The 15156-nt window shown below is 55.5% G+C and carries 15 protein-coding genes; 7 read left to right on the top strand and 8 right to left on the bottom strand.

The features are described from left to right. Nucleotides 1-511: 511 nt before the first annotated feature. From FHW74_RS11285 to FHW74_RS11265, 5 genes are all read left to right on the top strand, one after another. Nucleotides 512-1732 carry a SpoIIE family protein phosphatase gene (locus FHW74_RS11285; RefSeq protein WP_183170522.1) on the top strand — a complete coding sequence of 407 codons (1221 nt, stop codon included), beginning with the start codon at nucleotides 512-514 and terminating at the stop codon, nucleotides 1730-1732. Nucleotides 1733-1739: 7 nt separating this feature from the next. After that, complete coding sequence (locus FHW74_RS11280; RefSeq protein WP_255459904.1) at nucleotides 1740-2321, top strand: SiaB family protein kinase; 582 nt, start codon at nucleotides 1740-1742, stop codon at nucleotides 2319-2321. After that, entirely contained in the window at nucleotides 2314-2730 is a 417-nt protein-coding gene (locus tag FHW74_RS11275) for a DUF1987 domain-containing protein (protein ID WP_183170521.1), read from the top strand. Before FHW74_RS11280 ends, FHW74_RS11275 begins: the two co-directional genes overlap by 8 nt. Further along, a complete protein-coding gene (locus FHW74_RS11270; RefSeq protein WP_183170520.1) occupies nucleotides 2724-3488 on the top strand; it encodes a GGDEF domain-containing protein in 765 nt (254 codons plus the stop codon). Before FHW74_RS11275 ends, FHW74_RS11270 begins: the two co-directional genes overlap by 7 nt. An 832-nt stretch (nucleotides 3489-4320) precedes the next feature. Continuing rightward, nucleotides 4321-5535, top strand: coding sequence for a diguanylate phosphodiesterase (locus tag FHW74_RS11265; protein ID WP_183170519.1), 1215 nt, complete (start codon nucleotides 4321-4323; stop codon nucleotides 5533-5535). Between the two features lie 43 nt (nucleotides 5536-5578). Here FHW74_RS11265 and FHW74_RS11260 read toward each other — a convergent pair whose 3' ends face one another. Beyond that, a complete protein-coding gene (locus tag FHW74_RS11260) occupies nucleotides 5579-7411 on the bottom strand; it encodes a glycoside hydrolase family 15 protein (protein WP_183170518.1) in 1833 nt (610 codons plus the stop codon). Nucleotides 7412-7446: 35 nt separating this feature from the next. Next, nucleotides 7447-8331: an SDR family oxidoreductase gene (locus FHW74_RS11255; RefSeq protein ID WP_183170517.1), complete on the bottom strand. Its 885-nt coding sequence runs from the start codon at nucleotides 8329-8331 to the stop codon at nucleotides 7447-7449. A 503-nt stretch (nucleotides 8332-8834) separates the two neighbouring features. Between FHW74_RS11255 and FHW74_RS11250 the strand changes: the two genes are divergently transcribed. Then, a complete protein-coding gene (locus FHW74_RS11250; protein WP_183170516.1) occupies nucleotides 8835-9581 on the top strand; it encodes a transcriptional regulator in 747 nt (248 codons plus the stop codon). Here FHW74_RS11250 and FHW74_RS11245 read toward each other — a convergent pair. Beyond that, nucleotides 9576-10076 carry a hypothetical protein gene (locus tag FHW74_RS11245; protein ID WP_183170515.1) on the bottom strand — a complete coding sequence of 167 codons (501 nt, stop codon included), beginning with the start codon at nucleotides 10074-10076 and terminating at the stop codon, nucleotides 9576-9578. The two genes, FHW74_RS11250 and FHW74_RS11245, sit on opposite strands and share 6 nt — an antisense overlap. A gap of 461 nt (nucleotides 10077-10537) precedes the next feature. Here FHW74_RS11245 and FHW74_RS11240 point away from each other — a divergent pair, with 461 nt between their 5' ends. Beyond that, nucleotides 10538-10951, top strand: a complete 414-nt coding sequence (locus FHW74_RS11240) for an NlpC/P60 family protein (RefSeq protein WP_238406878.1) — start codon at nucleotides 10538-10540, stop codon at nucleotides 10949-10951. Here FHW74_RS11240 and acpT read toward each other — a convergent pair. From acpT to FHW74_RS11215, 5 genes are read right to left on the bottom strand one after another with little or no spacing between them, the layout of a single operon-like run. Next, nucleotides 10948-11556 (bottom strand): 4'-phosphopantetheinyl transferase AcpT, encoded by a 609-nt coding sequence (acpT, locus tag FHW74_RS11235; protein ID WP_183170513.1) that lies wholly within the window; start codon nucleotides 11554-11556, stop codon nucleotides 10948-10950. The two genes, FHW74_RS11240 and acpT, sit on opposite strands and share 4 nt — an antisense overlap. Nucleotides 11557-11558: 2 nt before the next feature. Then, nucleotides 11559-12788: a beta-ketoacyl-ACP synthase gene (locus FHW74_RS11230; protein WP_183170512.1), complete on the bottom strand. Its 1230-nt coding sequence runs from the start codon at nucleotides 12786-12788 to the stop codon at nucleotides 11559-11561. After that, nucleotides 12785-13516, bottom strand: coding sequence for a 3-ketoacyl-ACP reductase FabG2 (locus tag FHW74_RS11225; RefSeq protein WP_183170511.1), 732 nt, complete (start codon nucleotides 13514-13516; stop codon nucleotides 12785-12787). Before FHW74_RS11225 ends, FHW74_RS11230 begins: the two co-directional genes overlap by 4 nt. Continuing rightward, nucleotides 13513-13989 (bottom strand): 3-hydroxy-fatty acyl-ACP dehydratase, encoded by a 477-nt coding sequence (locus FHW74_RS11220; RefSeq protein WP_183170510.1) that lies wholly within the window; start codon nucleotides 13987-13989, stop codon nucleotides 13513-13515. Before FHW74_RS11220 ends, FHW74_RS11225 begins: the two co-directional genes overlap by 4 nt. Then, on the bottom strand, nucleotides 13989-15155 hold the full coding sequence (locus FHW74_RS11215; RefSeq protein WP_183170509.1) for a beta-ketoacyl-[acyl-carrier-protein] synthase family protein: 1167 nt from the start codon (nucleotides 15153-15155) through the stop codon (nucleotides 13989-13991). The genes FHW74_RS11220 and FHW74_RS11215 overlap by 1 nt, the downstream gene beginning before the upstream one ends. Between the last annotated feature and the right edge of the window lies 1 nt (nucleotide 15156).

Here is a 15156-nt window from a genome sequence, read left to right as displayed (position 1 = left end):
TAAGCGATTTAAGTTAAATCTTTCTGGCTATTTTTTTAGCGATAAGAAGGCGTGCTTTGTGGCGTGAAAAAATATACTTAAAAGGGAGTATTTTCCGCAGTTAAATTATTCATCCATTTTGCTTTTTTAATTACCGATAAATTGTTAAATAATCGGCCAGACCGTCAATATCTGAAAAAATAACGGCATGTTAGCGTGTGAAAATGCCGGAGCGAGTCAATCTCTATTCTGAAAAATAAACCTGCGAAGCGGGGCGATGTGACTCGATTCAGCGTAACGTTCTTTATTTGATTTATTAGGCCGTGCCGCAGGCGAAAGTGATCGATTCACCGAAAATGCTGTCACAGTGATGCTGATGATGGCGCGCTTTTATCAGTAGCGACGACGCGGCGTGATTTTGGTTATGTGATTATTTTATCTTGATTTTAACCAAGCCGCGCCGCTGAGATAAAACTGTCACAATTGCCTCATACCCTGAGATAATTCTTACGGTAATGAGTCATCATCCATCATGGATTTACCTCTGGCAATGGTTTCTTCGTCACGTGAACTGAACGCAGGAATGCTGCGTATCGTGGTGCCGCACGTGACGCCCTCGTCCAGTAACCAACAGGTTATGGCGCTGTTTACTCACCACAAATCGTTGATTGGCCTGCCGGTGCTGGAGCTGAACCGGCCCATCGGCATGATCAACCGCCATATTTTCCTCTCCCAGATGAGCCGCCCGTTCTTTCATGAACTGTACGATCAGAAAAGCTGCATCGCGTTTATGGATAAAACACCGCTGATTGTCGAGGCCGACGCCGGGCTGGATTATCTGGCGGAGCGGGTGATCGAAACCGGCGATAAAGCGGTAACGGAAGGTTTTATCCTCACCGACGAGGGCCAATATGTGGGTATCGGGCTGGGTATCGACCTGATTAAAACCGTCTCTGAACGCCAGGCGAAACAGCACCAGCAAATTATGCAGAGCATTGAGTACGCCAGGGTGATTCAGGAATCGATGCTCAACCGCTCGCGCCAGTCGATAGAAAGCCACCTTGATGACTGGTGTCTGTACTGGCATCCGCGCGACTGCGTGGGCGGCGATATCTACGCCTTTTACCCGTTCGAACACGGCTGGCTTCAGGTGGTGGCGGACTGTACCGGCCATGGCGTGCCGGGCGCGTTTATGACCTTTATTTTCTCCTCGGCGCTGGAAAAAGCGCTGACCCAGGCACCGCCCCACGAGCCGGAGCGCCTGCTGAGCATTATTAATCAGCACATCAAACAAACCCTGAGCCAACTCCAGCCCAGCGCCGAAAAAAGCCAGTCCAATGACGGCTGCGACGCTATCGCGCTGTTTGTCGACACCGATAACCAGCAGCTGATATGGGCCAATGCGCAGATGCACGCCTTTCAACTGGCGAGCGACGCGGATGCGGTGGCCGTACTCGGCGGCGATCGCCAGGGCCTGGGCTATATCGATACCCCGTCGGACTATCAGTGGCAGCGCCATTGCTGTCCGCTCAGGCGCGGCGATCAGGTGCTGATTGTCAGCGATGGCGTCACCGATCAGCCTGGCGGCGAGCGTGGGATCATGTTGGGTAAGAAACGTATCCAGGCGCTGCTGTTGCAGGAGCGCGAACGGCCAATGGCGCAACGCTCCGACGCGCTGCTGGCGGCGCTAAAAAGCTGGCAGGGCGAACAGATATGCCGGGACGACATGACATGGTTTGGCTTTCGCTGGTGAGATGCAGATGAAAATGAACGATATTCAGGTAAAAGAAGCCGTGCTGATGCCCCTGTTCGGGCTGTCGCGCCACAGCGATGTTGCGCTGTTTTATACCGGCTATTTTTCCCAACAGAACATTATTGCGATGGGGGAGGTGATTCGGGTCTGGCTGGATAAGCACGAATCCTCGTCGGCGATACGCCGTCGGCTGTTTTCGGTATTTGTCGAGATGGGGCAGAACATTGTCCGCTACTCGTCGGATGAACGCTATCTGTGTACCGGCCAGGAGGAGCTGCGCTTCGGCTCGCTGTGCTTCCACACCGATCATCGCCACTACTACCTGGAAACCGCCAATCTGGTGAGCGAGGAGGCGTCCTCATTACTTCAGACCAACCTGGAAGTCTTGCGCACCATGACCCAGGAAGAAATTAAACAGGCCTGGAAACAGGGCCTGCGCAGCGAAGCGCCGCCGACCAGCAAAGGAGCCAATATCGGCTTGCTGACGATGGCGCGAGACACCAGCGAACCGCTGGAATATCGCTTACATCCACTGGCGGCCAGCCCATTGTCCGCCTTCCACCTGAAGGCAACCTTTTGCCATGACTGATACTACGTTAACCCCGTCCATTGCGCTTGCCGCCACGCACTCTACGCCGGAAGTCCATTTTGACTTTGCGGCCTGCCGCCTGATGATAAAAGGCGAAGCCTATCCGGAAAACGCCGCCGCGTTTTTTCGCCCGCTGCTGGAGGCGGTTGACACCTGGCTACAGGCGCGCGCCGCCGCGCCCCACAGCGTGGAGATCCACGTGGCGCTGAGCTACTTCAACAGCTCCAGCACCAAACTGCTGTTTGAGTTATTCGACTGCCTGAACCGCTTTGCGCAGGCCGGCAAACCGTGCCATTTGTACTGGTATTACGACGTTGAGGATGATATTTCCGAAGAGTTCGGCCAGGAGTTGAGCCTTGATTTCCCGGCGCTGAATGTCACGCCGATTGCGGATTTAAGCGCATGTTAGATATTAACGAACTGTTCAGGGATGAATTTTCGGTGCTGGAAGAGGCGCGGGAAGCTGCCGCCAACGCTTCGCTGCCTGCGGACGCCTGCCGCGAAGAGTTGCTGGTGCTGGCTCTGCGCTATCAGCGCCTGATCCGCGAATCTTACCGGCTTATCTCGCGCAGCGACCGCGCGGAGCGCGAGCTAAACCGCATCAACGAACAGTTGCAACAGCTGGCGAAACAGCTGGAATACGAAGCCACTCACGATCCGCTCACGGCGGTGTTTAACCGCAGCGCCATCATCAATCAGATTAACCAGGCGCTGACCCAGGGCAATGTGGCGCTGATCCTGCTGGATATCGACCATTTCAAACGCATCAACGATGAGCACGGCCACCCGATGGGCGATAAAGTGATTTGCTCGCTGGTGGCGCGGGTTCGCCGCGCGGTGCCGGAATTTGCCGCTATTGGCCGGGTGGGAGGTGAAGAGTTTACCATTCTGTTACCGAATGCGCGGATTGAGGATGCGATGATTACGGCGGGTTATATCCACGCGTCGTTAAACGCCTCGCCGCTGGATGCGCTGCCGGGGCAATTAGTGACTGCCAGTATTGGCGTCAGCCTCGGTTTACGCGACAGTGATTTTGAATCGTTATACAGCGCGGCGGATACCGCGCTCTATTGCGCTAAACACCGGGGGCGAAATCAGGTGGCGTTGCATGACGCTTTTTTTCGCGGCGTCGGTGAAACCCGGACACTCAAAATTTATTCAGCCTGAACAGATGATGTTTTTCCTTTTTTAGCCAGCCGGCGGGTTTATATATTACCCCGCCTTTGCGCAGGATCAGGCAAAGCTTATTACCAATGCGTACCGGGAAAAAAAGATCGTTTATCGCGCCCTGTTTATGAACCAGCCAATGCGAAAACATAATAATCTCCATTACCAGGTTGATGGTTGAGTATCAAAGTGTTAACGGAAACAACAAAACGTGAATCTGATTCACCGTTATTTTTAGAATAGCCGGCATTTTTTTGTATCAGAACAATCCTGAACCCACCGCCAAATAAACGAAGCGGCAAAAGCGACCGCAACGAAAATTAATTATTGATCTGGAAAATCCGCCAGTCTGGACCATACTTTATAGTCTGAAAAAGGTTATCAGAATATATTCACCATGAGTTCAGACAATTATTGAGGAGGCATAATGAAATTTTTCGCTCAGCTACAGGTAGACGAAAAAGAAAAAGACGATCCGACTAATGCGCCGGAATCAGGTGATAAGAAACCCGACCAGAAATAATGCTCATAAGCTTATGCCACCGGGACATATCCCCGGTGGTTCATCTTATTTCACTTATGTGATGAAATAATTTCATTTTAATGATATTTTCCCTTTCTTTTCATATTGCTATCCCCCGGTAAACCTTAAAAATCCTGTCTTTATCCCTTAATTGATTATGGCTTTTATGCGCATACTCCTCTGATTACTTTATTTCTTTGCCCGGCTGGTTGTTATTTCCAAAAAATTACAGGTATTCTGGGACGGCTTTCACTCGCGACACTTAGCTTGTCTCCTTAGCACGTCTCCTACGCAAAAGGACTTGATTTGATGCTTTCGACGTTAATCTACCGGAGTCGCTTACATTCAGGGTTTACTCCTGAACAATTACCGCCACTGGTGGCCAGGGCGCAGGCGAAAAATGAAAGCTTACAGGTCACAGGCATCCTGCTTTTTGACGGTACGCATTTTCTGCAAGTGCTTGAAGGGCCACTGGAATCGGTTAATTTCCTGTACCAGACCATCCGTCTGGACCCCCGGCATGACAGCGTGGTTGAGCTGATGCGCGATTATGCCCCGCGGCGGCGCTTTAACAATCTGGGTATGGAGTTAATCGACCTGCGCAGCGCGCAGCAAAGCGCCGTGTTCCGCACGCCGCTCATTAAAAGCTCGCGGTTTTTCGACCTGGCTGGTGAAGATCGCGTCTATAAGTTTATTAAAGCCTTTATTAAAGGCGACTGGAAAACGCTTCTTACGCACAGTACCGAACCGCGCGACTGGTCGTTCATCCAGGACAGCCGCGCCTTTGAATCGATTACCGTACCGCTGGCGTCGGCGCAGCCCTGCCAGTTTGCGTTGCAGCCCATCGTTGAGCCGTTGCAAGGCAAAATCAGCTCCCTTGAAGCTCTGATCCGCAGCCCGGACGGCGGTTCTCCCCAGCAATATTTCAACACCATTCCGCAAAATAAGCTGCACGAAGCCGATCTCTACTCCAAAGCCTGGGCTTTTGCGCTGGCCAGTAAAATCGGCATTGGCGAGCATAAAATTTCCATCAATTTGCTGCCGATGTCGCTGGTGACCGTGCCGAACGCCGTGAATATTTTGCTGGAGCAGATCGCCCGCAACGGCCTGGTGCCGGAGCAGGTCATTGTCGAGGTGACGGAAGATGAGGTGATTTCCCGCTTCGACGCCTTCCAGGTGGCGTTGCGCGAGCTGCGTTCAGCAGGCATCGGCCTGGCGATTGACGACTTTGGTTCCGGGTTTGCCGGGTTGTCGCTGCTCACCCGCTTCCAGCCGGATAAACTCAAAATCGACCGCAGCATCGTCAGCGATATCCACGTGCATGGGCCAAAGCAGGCGATTGTGCAGGCGATCCTGAGCTGCTGCTCGGCGCTGGAAATCAGCGTGGTGGCCGAAGGCGTGGAAAAGGTCGAAGAGTGGTGCTGGCTGGAGGCCGCTGGCGTTCAGCGTTTTCAGGGCTTTTTGTTCGCCAGACCGGTGCTCAACGGCGTGCCGAATGTGGTGTGGCCGCAAAGAGTACTGTAAACATCACCGCCGTTACGCGCATGGCGCAACGGCGGCATCACCGTTACTCATCCTCTTTCACCCAGAAGCGGTTCCCGGCGATACCGTCCGCCGCGCAGATCAGCGCCAGATGGCTTAAGCCCTGCGGGACGTTGCCGCGCCATTCACCGGTGCGAACATCGAACATCTCATTAAAGGTTTCAACGTTGCCTTTATGGCACAGCGTTCCCAGGATTTGATTCATATACTCGCGCGCTTTTTGCTGATCGCCCAGCCGCGCCCAGGCTTCTACCAGCCAGAACGAGCAGGCGACAAAGGTGCTCTCTTCGCGCTCCACGTCGCTGTAGCGGTAGAGCATCGGCGTGCCGTGCCCTAACTCTTTGACCATCGCGTCATAGGTGGATTTCATGCGATCGGGGTTAATCTTCAGCCCGTAATACCACACCAGCCCCAGCGCGGCGTCGAGTTTGTCCGTCCCGGCGTAAAAGGTATAAGCCTGCTTTTCTTCAGACCAACAGTGGGTCTCCACCCAGTCGCTGATGCGGGTTTTTTCCCGTTCCCAGCGGTGCTGCCAGGTTGTCTCGATATGGCCTTCCTCCGCCAGACGGATAGCGATATCCAGCGTGATCCAGCAGGCGATTTTGGAATGGGTGTAATGGCGGCGCTCGTGCAGTTCCCAGATGCCGGAATCGTCCTGCCGCCACAGATCGGCGCATTCGTTGGCGAGCTTGGCCAGCAGACGCGAGGTGGTCAGATCCAGAACGTGACCGGCATTGACGAACAAAAACGCCGTTTCCAGCATATCGCCATACATACTCAGTTGCTGTTGGCTTTGGGCGTTATTACCAAGCCGCACCGGCTGGGAGCCCATATAACCTTCCAGCGGCAGGAATTTTTCGTCCGGCACGATATCGCCGTCCAGGGTGTAGCAGGCCCGCAATGCGCCTTCGTGGCGCAGAATGGTCGCGGTCAGCCACGAGAAGGCCGCTTTACACTCCGCCAGCGCGCCAATAAACGCAAAGGCGCGAATAATCAGGCAGGCGTCGCGTATCCAGGCGTAGCGGTAATCGTAGTTCTTGATCCCGCCAATGCCTTCCGGCAACGAGGTCGTGGGGGCGGCGGCCAGCGCGCCAGTGGGTGAATAAAGCAGGAATTTCAGCGCCAACGCCGAGCGGTTAACGTGAGTTTTAAACTCACCCTGATAGGTTAAACTTTCAGTCCAGTGCCGCCAGGCGTGATCGCTGTTCTCGATGCGCTCGTCGATGGATTCCATGCTCGGCACCGCCAGCGGCTCTTTCTGGCTGACCAGTAGCGCCACCAGCGTTCGCTCGCCTTCAGACACACAAAAAGTGCCCTCAATCATCTGGTCGTCTTTAATCGAACACTCCATGTCATCCGGGGTGCGCAGCATCGCCATTAAATCGCCGATGTGCAGCACATCGCCAAGGCGTGAAGGGGCGATCCACGCCGCGCGCGTACAGGACGCTGTGCCGGGTACAAAACAGAGTTTGAGCGTCACGTTGCCTTTCACGCCCTCAACCCGCCGCGCCAGTTCACACCATGGCAGACGCCCGGCAAAGGTGCTATTCAGGGATTCAGTGATGCGCACCTCGCCGGTGGCGGTTTTAAAGCAGGTTTCCAGCACATTGCTGTTATCCCGATAGCGCCGTTCCGTGCAGTAGTCGCCCACCGGGGCTATCTGAAAATAGCCGCCTTTTTTGGCGTCCAGAATGCGGTCAAACAGGGCGGGCGAATCCATATTGGGCGCGCACCACCAGTCAATAGCTCCGTCTGGCGCGATCAGGGCGACGGAACGACCGTCGCCGAGAGCGGCATAGTCCCCCAGCCCCGCATAACCATTAATGCGTTGTTGATGGTGATAGGTCTGGTTTTTCATCAGGCAATCCCCTTGCGCCAGCAACGACCGTCTAATTATAGCGTTCCTGTACCACCGTCTGAGCACCATACCTGGCCAGACGCGAACGAGCAGGCGTCGGAGGCGAACGTCACGTACAGCGGCGCGATTTCCGCTGGCTGGCCCGGACGGCCCAGCGGCGCGGTGGCGCCGAACTGCATCACTTTCTCCTGCGGCTGACCACCGCTGGACTGCAACGGCGTCCAGTAAGGGCCTGGGGCAACGGCGTTAACGCGGATGCCTTTCTTGCCCAACTGTTTCGCCAGCGATTTGGTGAAGGCCACGTTACAGGCTTTGGTCTGGGCGTAGTCGAGTAAGATGTCGCTCGGGTTATAGGCCTGTACCGACGAGGTATTGATGATCACCGCCCCTTCCTGAAGATGCGGAACCGCGGCTTTGGTGATCCAGAACGGGGCATACACGTTGGTTTTAAAGGTGTCGTCGAAGGCATCGGTAGTGAGTTCTTCAATCGACTCACAATATTGTTGGCGTCCAGCGTTGTTCACCAGAATATCCAGACCGCCTAACTGTTGAACGGCTTTTTCAACAAGCTGTTGGCAAAAGGTTTCTGAACGAATATCGCCCGGGATCGCCACCGCTTTTTTCCCTTCCGCGGCGATTAACGCAATCACCGCAGCGGCATCGGTTTCTTCTTCCGGCAGATAATTAATCGCCACGTCTGCGCCTTCACGGGCAAATGCAATGGCCACTGCACGACCAATCCCGGAATCCCCTCCGGTGATTAATGCTTTTTTCCCTTCCAGTTTACCCGAGCCGATATAACTGGTTTCGCCATGATCCGGCAACGGCTTCATTTCAGATGCCAGGCCCGGCGCTTTTTGCGGTTGTTCAGCGAAAGGAGGGCGGGGATAGTTGAGATGGTGTTTATCATTAATCGTCATGGTTCGCGTCTCGTTTATATGTGGGATTAATAAAGGTAGACGCCAGGTGGCGAACCCGCGAATAGTTTTAATTTTTGTTCGGATATTTAATTGACTTTACACCGCTTTGCTTGCGTAATTTTCAGAATGTTCTATGAGGTAAAAAATAAATTCGCCGCTTTACGCTGTGTTTAAGTCGCCATAAAAACGACAACCAGCGAAAGAATATATTTTATTGGCATGGCGAATAATTGTAATTTTATCGGCGCAATGGATGAGATATTATTTTAAAGTCAATTAAACTACTCCTTAATAAGCAAACGAAGCGCCCGACATCGTACATATCATACATCATATATTTTCATGCGGTGTTTTTACTCCCTGATTGTATTAGGGAATAATTATTCAGGAAATTAATCTGGCTGGTTAATAAATAAACGTATATTTCCCCGCTATAAAAGTACACAATGGTCCTCCATCCCCGGATTAAATCCGACGGCCATTCCCCTCACTAAGGGGTTCGAATGAATACTTTTTCAACCGAAGCGATTTGCGCGATAACGGGTAGCCATCCTGCCTGTATTGAGCGTTGGTCAAAAGCGGGATTAATCAGCCTGCATGATTCACAAACCGGCTGGAAGATTGAGCAGATCGGCGATATTCATCGCGTCGTTGATATGGCTGCCAGTGGCGCATCGTTAACTGAAATTCGCGTCTGGCAATTAGAAGGCAAGCGCACCTGGACGGCAGGCTGGCCCGCCCATCGCGGCGAATTATTATGGCAACTGGAATATGGCTCCGATCGTGCTCTGGCGCGCTTGATGCGTAAAATCGACCATGAGTATTGTGGCGATGATTATATTAATCATGTTTTGCGGCCGTTAAATAAATGGCTGCGCCAGGAAGACACCCTTGCAGGCTCGGTGCGACGCCTTGCTCGTTTTCATGAGGCGGTATTACATCGCGCCCAGTGCGTCATGCGCGATGCTTATCGAAATAACCGTGTGCCGCTGTTTCTGGAAGCAGTAAGCATTGCCGACGAAACCGATGTCTGGTTGGAGGCGATCCGCCTGACGCGTCAGGGGTTTGGTGTCGAACTCTCCTTACGGGTCAGCGATAAGCCAGCGGTGTCTACCCAACGCTATCAGCATCACCTGCTGTGGTGCGGCCGCGGGATCAGTAGCAATAAACACAGCCAGTTCATTGAAAAACTCAACGCCGGGCAACCAATTCGGCTGTGTGGGCCCGATACCCGCGTCACGCTGTCATGACGGCGCGTGGTGAACGTGCTGTTGCTGAGTAAGCTGACGATAACGCGCGTCGGCTTGCTCCAGCATCTCCTCCGAAACCGAAACTTCCCATCCGCAGTGAAACAGATACCAGGCGACTTCATCCACCAGGGTAAACGCCATTAATCGCGTATTGCTGCCGCGAACAAATAACCCCAGCGTCAGAATACCCGGCAGATCTTCCTGAATACGGATTTCCGACAGGCGCGCCGGCAGACAGCGAAAGAATTGATCCAGCAAATTCTGGATGACGCTCTCCAGCGGCAGCCCCGGCGCGATGTACTGCGTGGGAAGCGGCGTCTCGACCGACAGGTATGACTCTTCGATGGCGTAAGTTCGCCCATATACCGCCAGCCGGGCATTCGCTTTATCAAAATTACGCGCCAGCCACGTTAAATTAATCAGCGCCATTTGTTTACGCGCGCACTGTTTAATACGTCGTAAATGTAATGCGTTTCGAACGATATTCAGCATCATTAATTGTCATGCCTTGCCAAATGCGAACCCGGTGTTGCTTATATTGTGTCGCTATTATGCGATTATGTTTGATGTAGTTTGCCGTAAACCCGCGATAACGAAAAATCAAATTATTATTGAAGGGGATAACTTCGGAATAATCCTGAACCAGACCTGTATTGCGAACAATTCATATTTTCATAAATTCTCCGTTATCTTGCTGAAATAGCTAACAATTACCTATTGCTTAATGGTTGTTGTAGAGAAAATTAATTGAGTAAAAGATAACCAAACTGGTAGTGTTCGCACCTCGAAAAGGTCATTCGAACCGGGGTATCCCGTCAGGTAAGGAGTGAATTATTCATTGATTAATGGTTATGATGAAGTCATTATTTTTTGTTTTATTCGTTATTATTTCGCGGGTAACCTTTGCGGCTGAATTAACCTCACCCATTCATACATCACCCTTTCATTTAACGCGAATGCATAGCGGGAAAATGTTTATTGCCCGTGATATGACCAATGAAGTATTGAAAGCGCGATTATTAAAACAATATTCCGCCTGGAAAGGCACCCGCTATCATATGGGCGGCAGCAGCCATCGCGGCGTGGACTGCTCAGCACTGATGCAGCATCTGTTTTCTGAATCTACTGCTTTATCGCTACCGCGCACCGCTGCGGAACAGTTGCGCCACGGCAAAGCGGTGTCGCGCGGCGAATTAAAGCCCGGTGATTTAGTGTTTTTCAAAACGGGCCGCAACCAGCGTCACGTCGGCGTGTTTATTGGCGGCGATGAATTCATTCACGCGTCGACCAGCCAGGGCGTAACGATTTCTTCCCTGAGTAATGAATACTGGCGTGCGCACTATCAGGCAGCGCGTCGCGTGGCGGCTTAAACGCCGGTCATCACGCTGAGGGTGAGCTCAAACGGATGCGCGGCGCAGACGGCAATCAGCGTCGTCGCGCCGTGATGCCATGCGGTAAAGAGATTTTGCTGGCTTAGCGATTCGGGCGACATATCCAGTGCCGCCATTTGCCAGACGCTGCCTCCGCGCTGTTTCAACACTGCTTCCCGCAACGTCCAGCCGCGCCAGAACGCCAGTAGTTGCTCGTCCTGCGGCAGGGCCGCTAAGCGACGAGACTCAGCCTCGCCAAAATAGTCGGCGGCGATGCGCTGCCAGGCGCGCCGCGGGCGCAGGATCTCGATATCCACGCCGACCGGCGCGCAATCGTCAATAACCAACACAATCCGATCGCCGCTGTGGCCGATATTGAAATGCGGCGCGCCGGGGCGAGTGAAAAGGGGTTTGCCATGGTGATGGTAAGTAAGCGCCTGCAAACTTTCTGACGGGCAGTGCGCCGCCAGCATCACCCGGCCCGCCAGCCAGGACGGGCGGCGCGGACCTTCGGGCGCTGCGGCGGCGATATCCGCTGGCAGCCAGCGCGCTACGACGTGCGGCGCGCTGAGCTGTGAAATCTCACCCTCAATCAGCCGTAGCATGGTTATGGCCAGCGGCGGATCACCAGCGACGTGTTGATGCCGCCAAACGCAAAGTTATTACTTTGCAGGAACTCGCAGTCGATATAGCGCGGCTCACCCATGATGTAATCCAGCGCGCCGCACTGCTCGTCAGGCTGCTGGAGGTTCAGGGTCGGGGCGAACCAGCCTTCACGCATCATCTCCAGGCTCATCCAGGCTTCCAGCGCGCCGCAGGCGCCCAGGGTGTGCCCAAAATAGCTTTTCAGCGAGGAGATCGGCGTTTGCGCGCCGAACAGCGCTGCGGTGGCCTGGCTTTCGGCGATGTCGCCGCGATCGGTGGCGGTGCCGTGGGCGCTGATATAGCCCATATCGCGTGGGCTGAGGCCCGCCATTTTCAGCGCTTTTTCGATGCAAATCTGCATGGTTTCCCGCTGCGGCTGAGTGATATGCGCCGCGTCGCAGTTGGTGGCGAAGCTGACGATCTCCCCGTAGATGGTCGCGCCACGCGCTTTGGCGTGTTCCAGCTCTTCAAGGATCAGCGTCCCCGCACCTTCGCCAATCACCAGGCCATCGCGGTTTTTATCGAACGGCGACGGCGTGGTTTTTGGCGCGTCGTTGCGCTGGCTGGTGGCGAACAGGGTGTCGAATACCGCCGCTTCCGACGGACACAGCTCTTCTGCGCCGCCCGCTACCATGACCGTCTGATAACCGTGGCGAATCGCTTCCCAGGCGTAGCCAATCGCCTGGCTGCCGGAGGTGCAGGCGCTGGAGGTGGGGATCACCCGGCCTTTCAACCCGAAGAACAGCCCGGTATTCACCGCCGTGGTGTGCGGCATCATCTGCACATAGGTGGTGCCGGTGATGTTGTTGGTGTGCTTTTCGGTCAGCATGGTGGCGAATTCGCTCACCGGCCCGGTGCTGCCAGTAGAGGAACCGTAGGCAATCCCGGTTTCGCCATTAGTGAGCACTTCCTCACCAATCAACCCTGCTTGCTCAAGGGCCAGTTCGGTAGCGCGGGTCGACATCAGCGACACCCGGCCCATGGAGCGGATGCGCTTACGGGTGTAGTGCTCCGGCAGGGTGAAATCGTCAATCGGCGCGCCCAGCAGCGTGTGCAGCCCATCGTAAACCTTCCATTCCGGCATCTGGCGCACTGCGTTCTCGCCCTGTTTCAGCCGTGCCGCCACCTGTTGCCAGGTTTCGCCAAACGCGGTGACGCCGGCCATACCGGTAATAACAACGCGACGCGTCATAACATGCCTCCGTTTACAGAGATAACCTGGCGGGTGACGTAACCGGCGATATCCGACATCAGGTAGCTGGCGAGCCCGGCGACTTCGTCCGCCTGGCCCATACGTTTCATCGGGATGATGCTCATCGCTTCTTTCAGCGCGGCCTCTTCCATCTCAATCATTCCGGTGTCGATCAGGCCGGGGGCGATGCAGTTAACGGTGATTTTGCGCTTCGCCAGTTCGATCGCCAGCGCTTTGGTGGCGCCGATAATCCCGGCTTTGGCGGCGCTGTAGTTCACCTGGCCGCGATTGCCCATGATGCCGGATACCGATGACAGGGTGATAATCCGCCCGCCGCTGCGCAGGCCGATCATCGGCATCACGCAGGGTTGGATCACGTTATAGAAACTGTCGAGATTGGTATGGATCACCCCGTCCCAGTCTTCGTCGCTTAGCGCCGGGAACGCGCCGTCGCGGGCGATGCCGGCATTGCTCACCACGCCGTACCACGCGCCGTGGGTCTCAATATCCTGTTCAATCGCCGTACGGCACTGCTCGCGGTTGCCCACGTCAAAACTCAGCAAACGGCCCTGGCCGCCCGCCGCTGCGATCTGTTCCAGGGTTTGCTGCGCGCCTGGCAGGTCGCGATGGTAATGCACGCCGACGGTAAACCCGTCCGCAGCCAGTTTAATGGCGATGGCCCGGCCAATGCCTTTACTGGCCCCGGTGACCAGAACTGAACGACTCATTGTGGTGATCCCTGGTTAAATAGCTGTGCTAATTCAGCCTCGTCCGGCTGAAAAGTATTAATACGCCCCGTCGCCACGGGCTGTCCGCATTGATAAATCGTCGCCTCGAAGCTGCCGAAACGGCTGTCCTGCATTAGTAGGTGTACCGCGATATCCAGCGTGGCGTCGGCGGGGAAGTGGCTGACTTTCGCTTCCAGATCCCGCGCGCCCAGCACCATGCCGAGGGAAATCCGCTTTTCGCCCTGCTGGTGGCGGTGCCAGCCGGACCAGACGCCGACGGTTTGCGCCATCAGCTCCAGCGCGTACCAGCCGGGCAGGCGGCCTTCGTCGTCGAGAAACGGCGCGAGTACGCCGTCGGCATTCAGCGCAACCCGGCAGCGGGCGCTGTCGGCGCTGACGCTGATGACCTCATCCAGCAATAGCATCGGCGCGTCGTGGGGTAAATAGTCGCCTGGTGTGAGGTAACCGCTCATCAACATCTCCCAATAATCAGGCTGGCGTTATTCCCGCCAAACGCGAAGGAATTCGACAAAATAACCGGGCGGGCCAGCGGCGCAGGCGCATGCAACAGCCCGCACGGCGGCAGGCTGTCGTCCGGCGTGGCGTCGCGGAAGTCCTGAGCTGGTAAATCCAGACCGCGCAGTAATATCAGCGCGCTGAGCGCCGCTTCGGTCACGCCCGCCGCGCCCAGGGTATGCCCGGTTAAATGTTTGGTGGAGCTACTCGGCGTGTCAGCGCCGAAAATCGCATTAACCACCCTGGACTCAATTTGGTCGTTAAGCGGCGTGGCGGTGCCGTGCAGGTTGATATAGCCGATATCCTGCGGCATTAGCCCGGCGTCCCGTAACGCCTGATGAATCGCCCGGATCGCCCCTTCACCTTCGGGATGCGGCGCGGAAATATGAAACGCGTCGCTGGATTCGCCCACCCCCAGCAGCGCCAGCGGTTGCGGCTCACGGGTGAGCAGCAGCAGGCCCGCCGCCTCGCCGATGGTGATGCCGCAACGTTCGCGGGCGAACGGTTGGCAAAGGGTGGTGGAAAACGACTCCAGGCTGTCGAAACCGTTCACCGGCATCCGGCTCAGCGAGTCCGCGCCGCCAACAATCGCCATGTCCGCCAGACCGGCTTCAATCAGACGGCGGCCGCTGATAATGGCGCGGGCGCTGGAGGAGCAGGCGGTGGAAAGGGTGTACGCCGGGCCCGACAGGTTCAGATACTGGCTCAGGAAACGCGACGGATCGCCCAGCTCCTGCTGGTAATAGTGCCAGTTATCGTCGCGCTCGCGGTGATGGTGATGGCTCACAAACCGATCGCCCTCATCCAGCCCGGAGGTACTGGTGCCGAGGATCACCGCCACGCGTTCGTTGCCGTAGCGGGCAATGGCGTCGTCCACCTGCGGCTGGATCTGCGCCAGCGCCGCCAGCAGTAGCTGGTTATTGCGCGAACGGTGGGCCGAAAGATGCGCTGGAATAGCGGGCAGATCGCCCTCTACGCCGCCCAGTACTGCGTCGTCGCCGTTAACCAGCCAGCCCTGGCGCGGCTTCATGCCCGGCGCGACGCCGAGCGCTAACTGACGGGCGATATCGTCGAGCGTGTTGCCCAACGCATTGACCATGCCGATGGCAGAGATATAAATCATA

Source organism: Atlantibacter sp. RC6 (assembly GCF_014193285.1).
Lineage (GTDB): Bacteria > Pseudomonadota > Gammaproteobacteria > Enterobacterales > Enterobacteriaceae > Atlantibacter.
Note: the sequence above shows the minus strand (reverse complement) of the source record. Positions and strands in the feature narration are given on the sequence as shown.

Excerpts from the sequence above, each read along its gene's own strand:
- FHW74_RS11285 (WP_183170522.1), top strand. The coding sequence starts at position 512 with ATGGATTTACCTCTGGCAATGGTTTCTTCGTCACGTGAACTGAACGCA.
- FHW74_RS11280 (WP_255459904.1), top strand. The coding sequence starts at position 1,740 with ATGAAAATGAACGATATTCAGGTAAAAGAAGCCGTGCTGATGCCCCTG.
- FHW74_RS11275 (WP_183170521.1), top strand. The coding sequence starts at position 2,314 with ATGACTGATACTACGTTAACCCCGTCCATTGCGCTTGCCGCCACGCAC.
- FHW74_RS11270 (WP_183170520.1), top strand. The coding sequence starts at position 2,724 with ATGTTAGATATTAACGAACTGTTCAGGGATGAATTTTCGGTGCTGGAA.
- FHW74_RS11265 (WP_183170519.1), top strand. The coding sequence starts at position 4,321 with ATGCTTTCGACGTTAATCTACCGGAGTCGCTTACATTCAGGGTTTACT.
- FHW74_RS11260 (WP_183170518.1), bottom strand. The coding sequence starts at position 7,411 with ATGAAAAACCAGACCTATCACCATCAACAACGCATTAATGGTTATGCG.
- FHW74_RS11255 (WP_183170517.1), bottom strand. The coding sequence starts at position 8,331 with ATGACGATTAATGATAAACACCATCTCAACTATCCCCGCCCTCCTTTC.
- FHW74_RS11250 (WP_183170516.1), top strand. The coding sequence starts at position 8,835 with ATGAATACTTTTTCAACCGAAGCGATTTGCGCGATAACGGGTAGCCAT.
- FHW74_RS11245 (WP_183170515.1), bottom strand. The coding sequence starts at position 10,076 with ATGATGCTGAATATCGTTCGAAACGCATTACATTTACGACGTATTAAA.
- FHW74_RS11240 (WP_238406878.1), top strand. The coding sequence starts at position 10,538 with ATGCATAGCGGGAAAATGTTTATTGCCCGTGATATGACCAATGAAGTA.
- acpT (WP_183170513.1), bottom strand. The coding sequence starts at position 11,556 with ATGCTACGGCTGATTGAGGGTGAGATTTCACAGCTCAGCGCGCCGCAC.
- FHW74_RS11230 (WP_183170512.1), bottom strand. The coding sequence starts at position 12,788 with ATGACGCGTCGCGTTGTTATTACCGGTATGGCCGGCGTCACCGCGTTT.
- FHW74_RS11225 (WP_183170511.1), bottom strand. The coding sequence starts at position 13,516 with ATGAGTCGTTCAGTTCTGGTCACCGGGGCCAGTAAAGGCATTGGCCGG.
- FHW74_RS11220 (WP_183170510.1), bottom strand. The coding sequence starts at position 13,989 with ATGAGCGGTTACCTCACACCAGGCGACTATTTACCCCACGACGCGCCG.
- FHW74_RS11215 (WP_183170509.1), bottom strand. The coding sequence starts at position 15,155 with ATGATTTATATCTCTGCCATCGGCATGGTCAATGCGTTGGGCAACACG.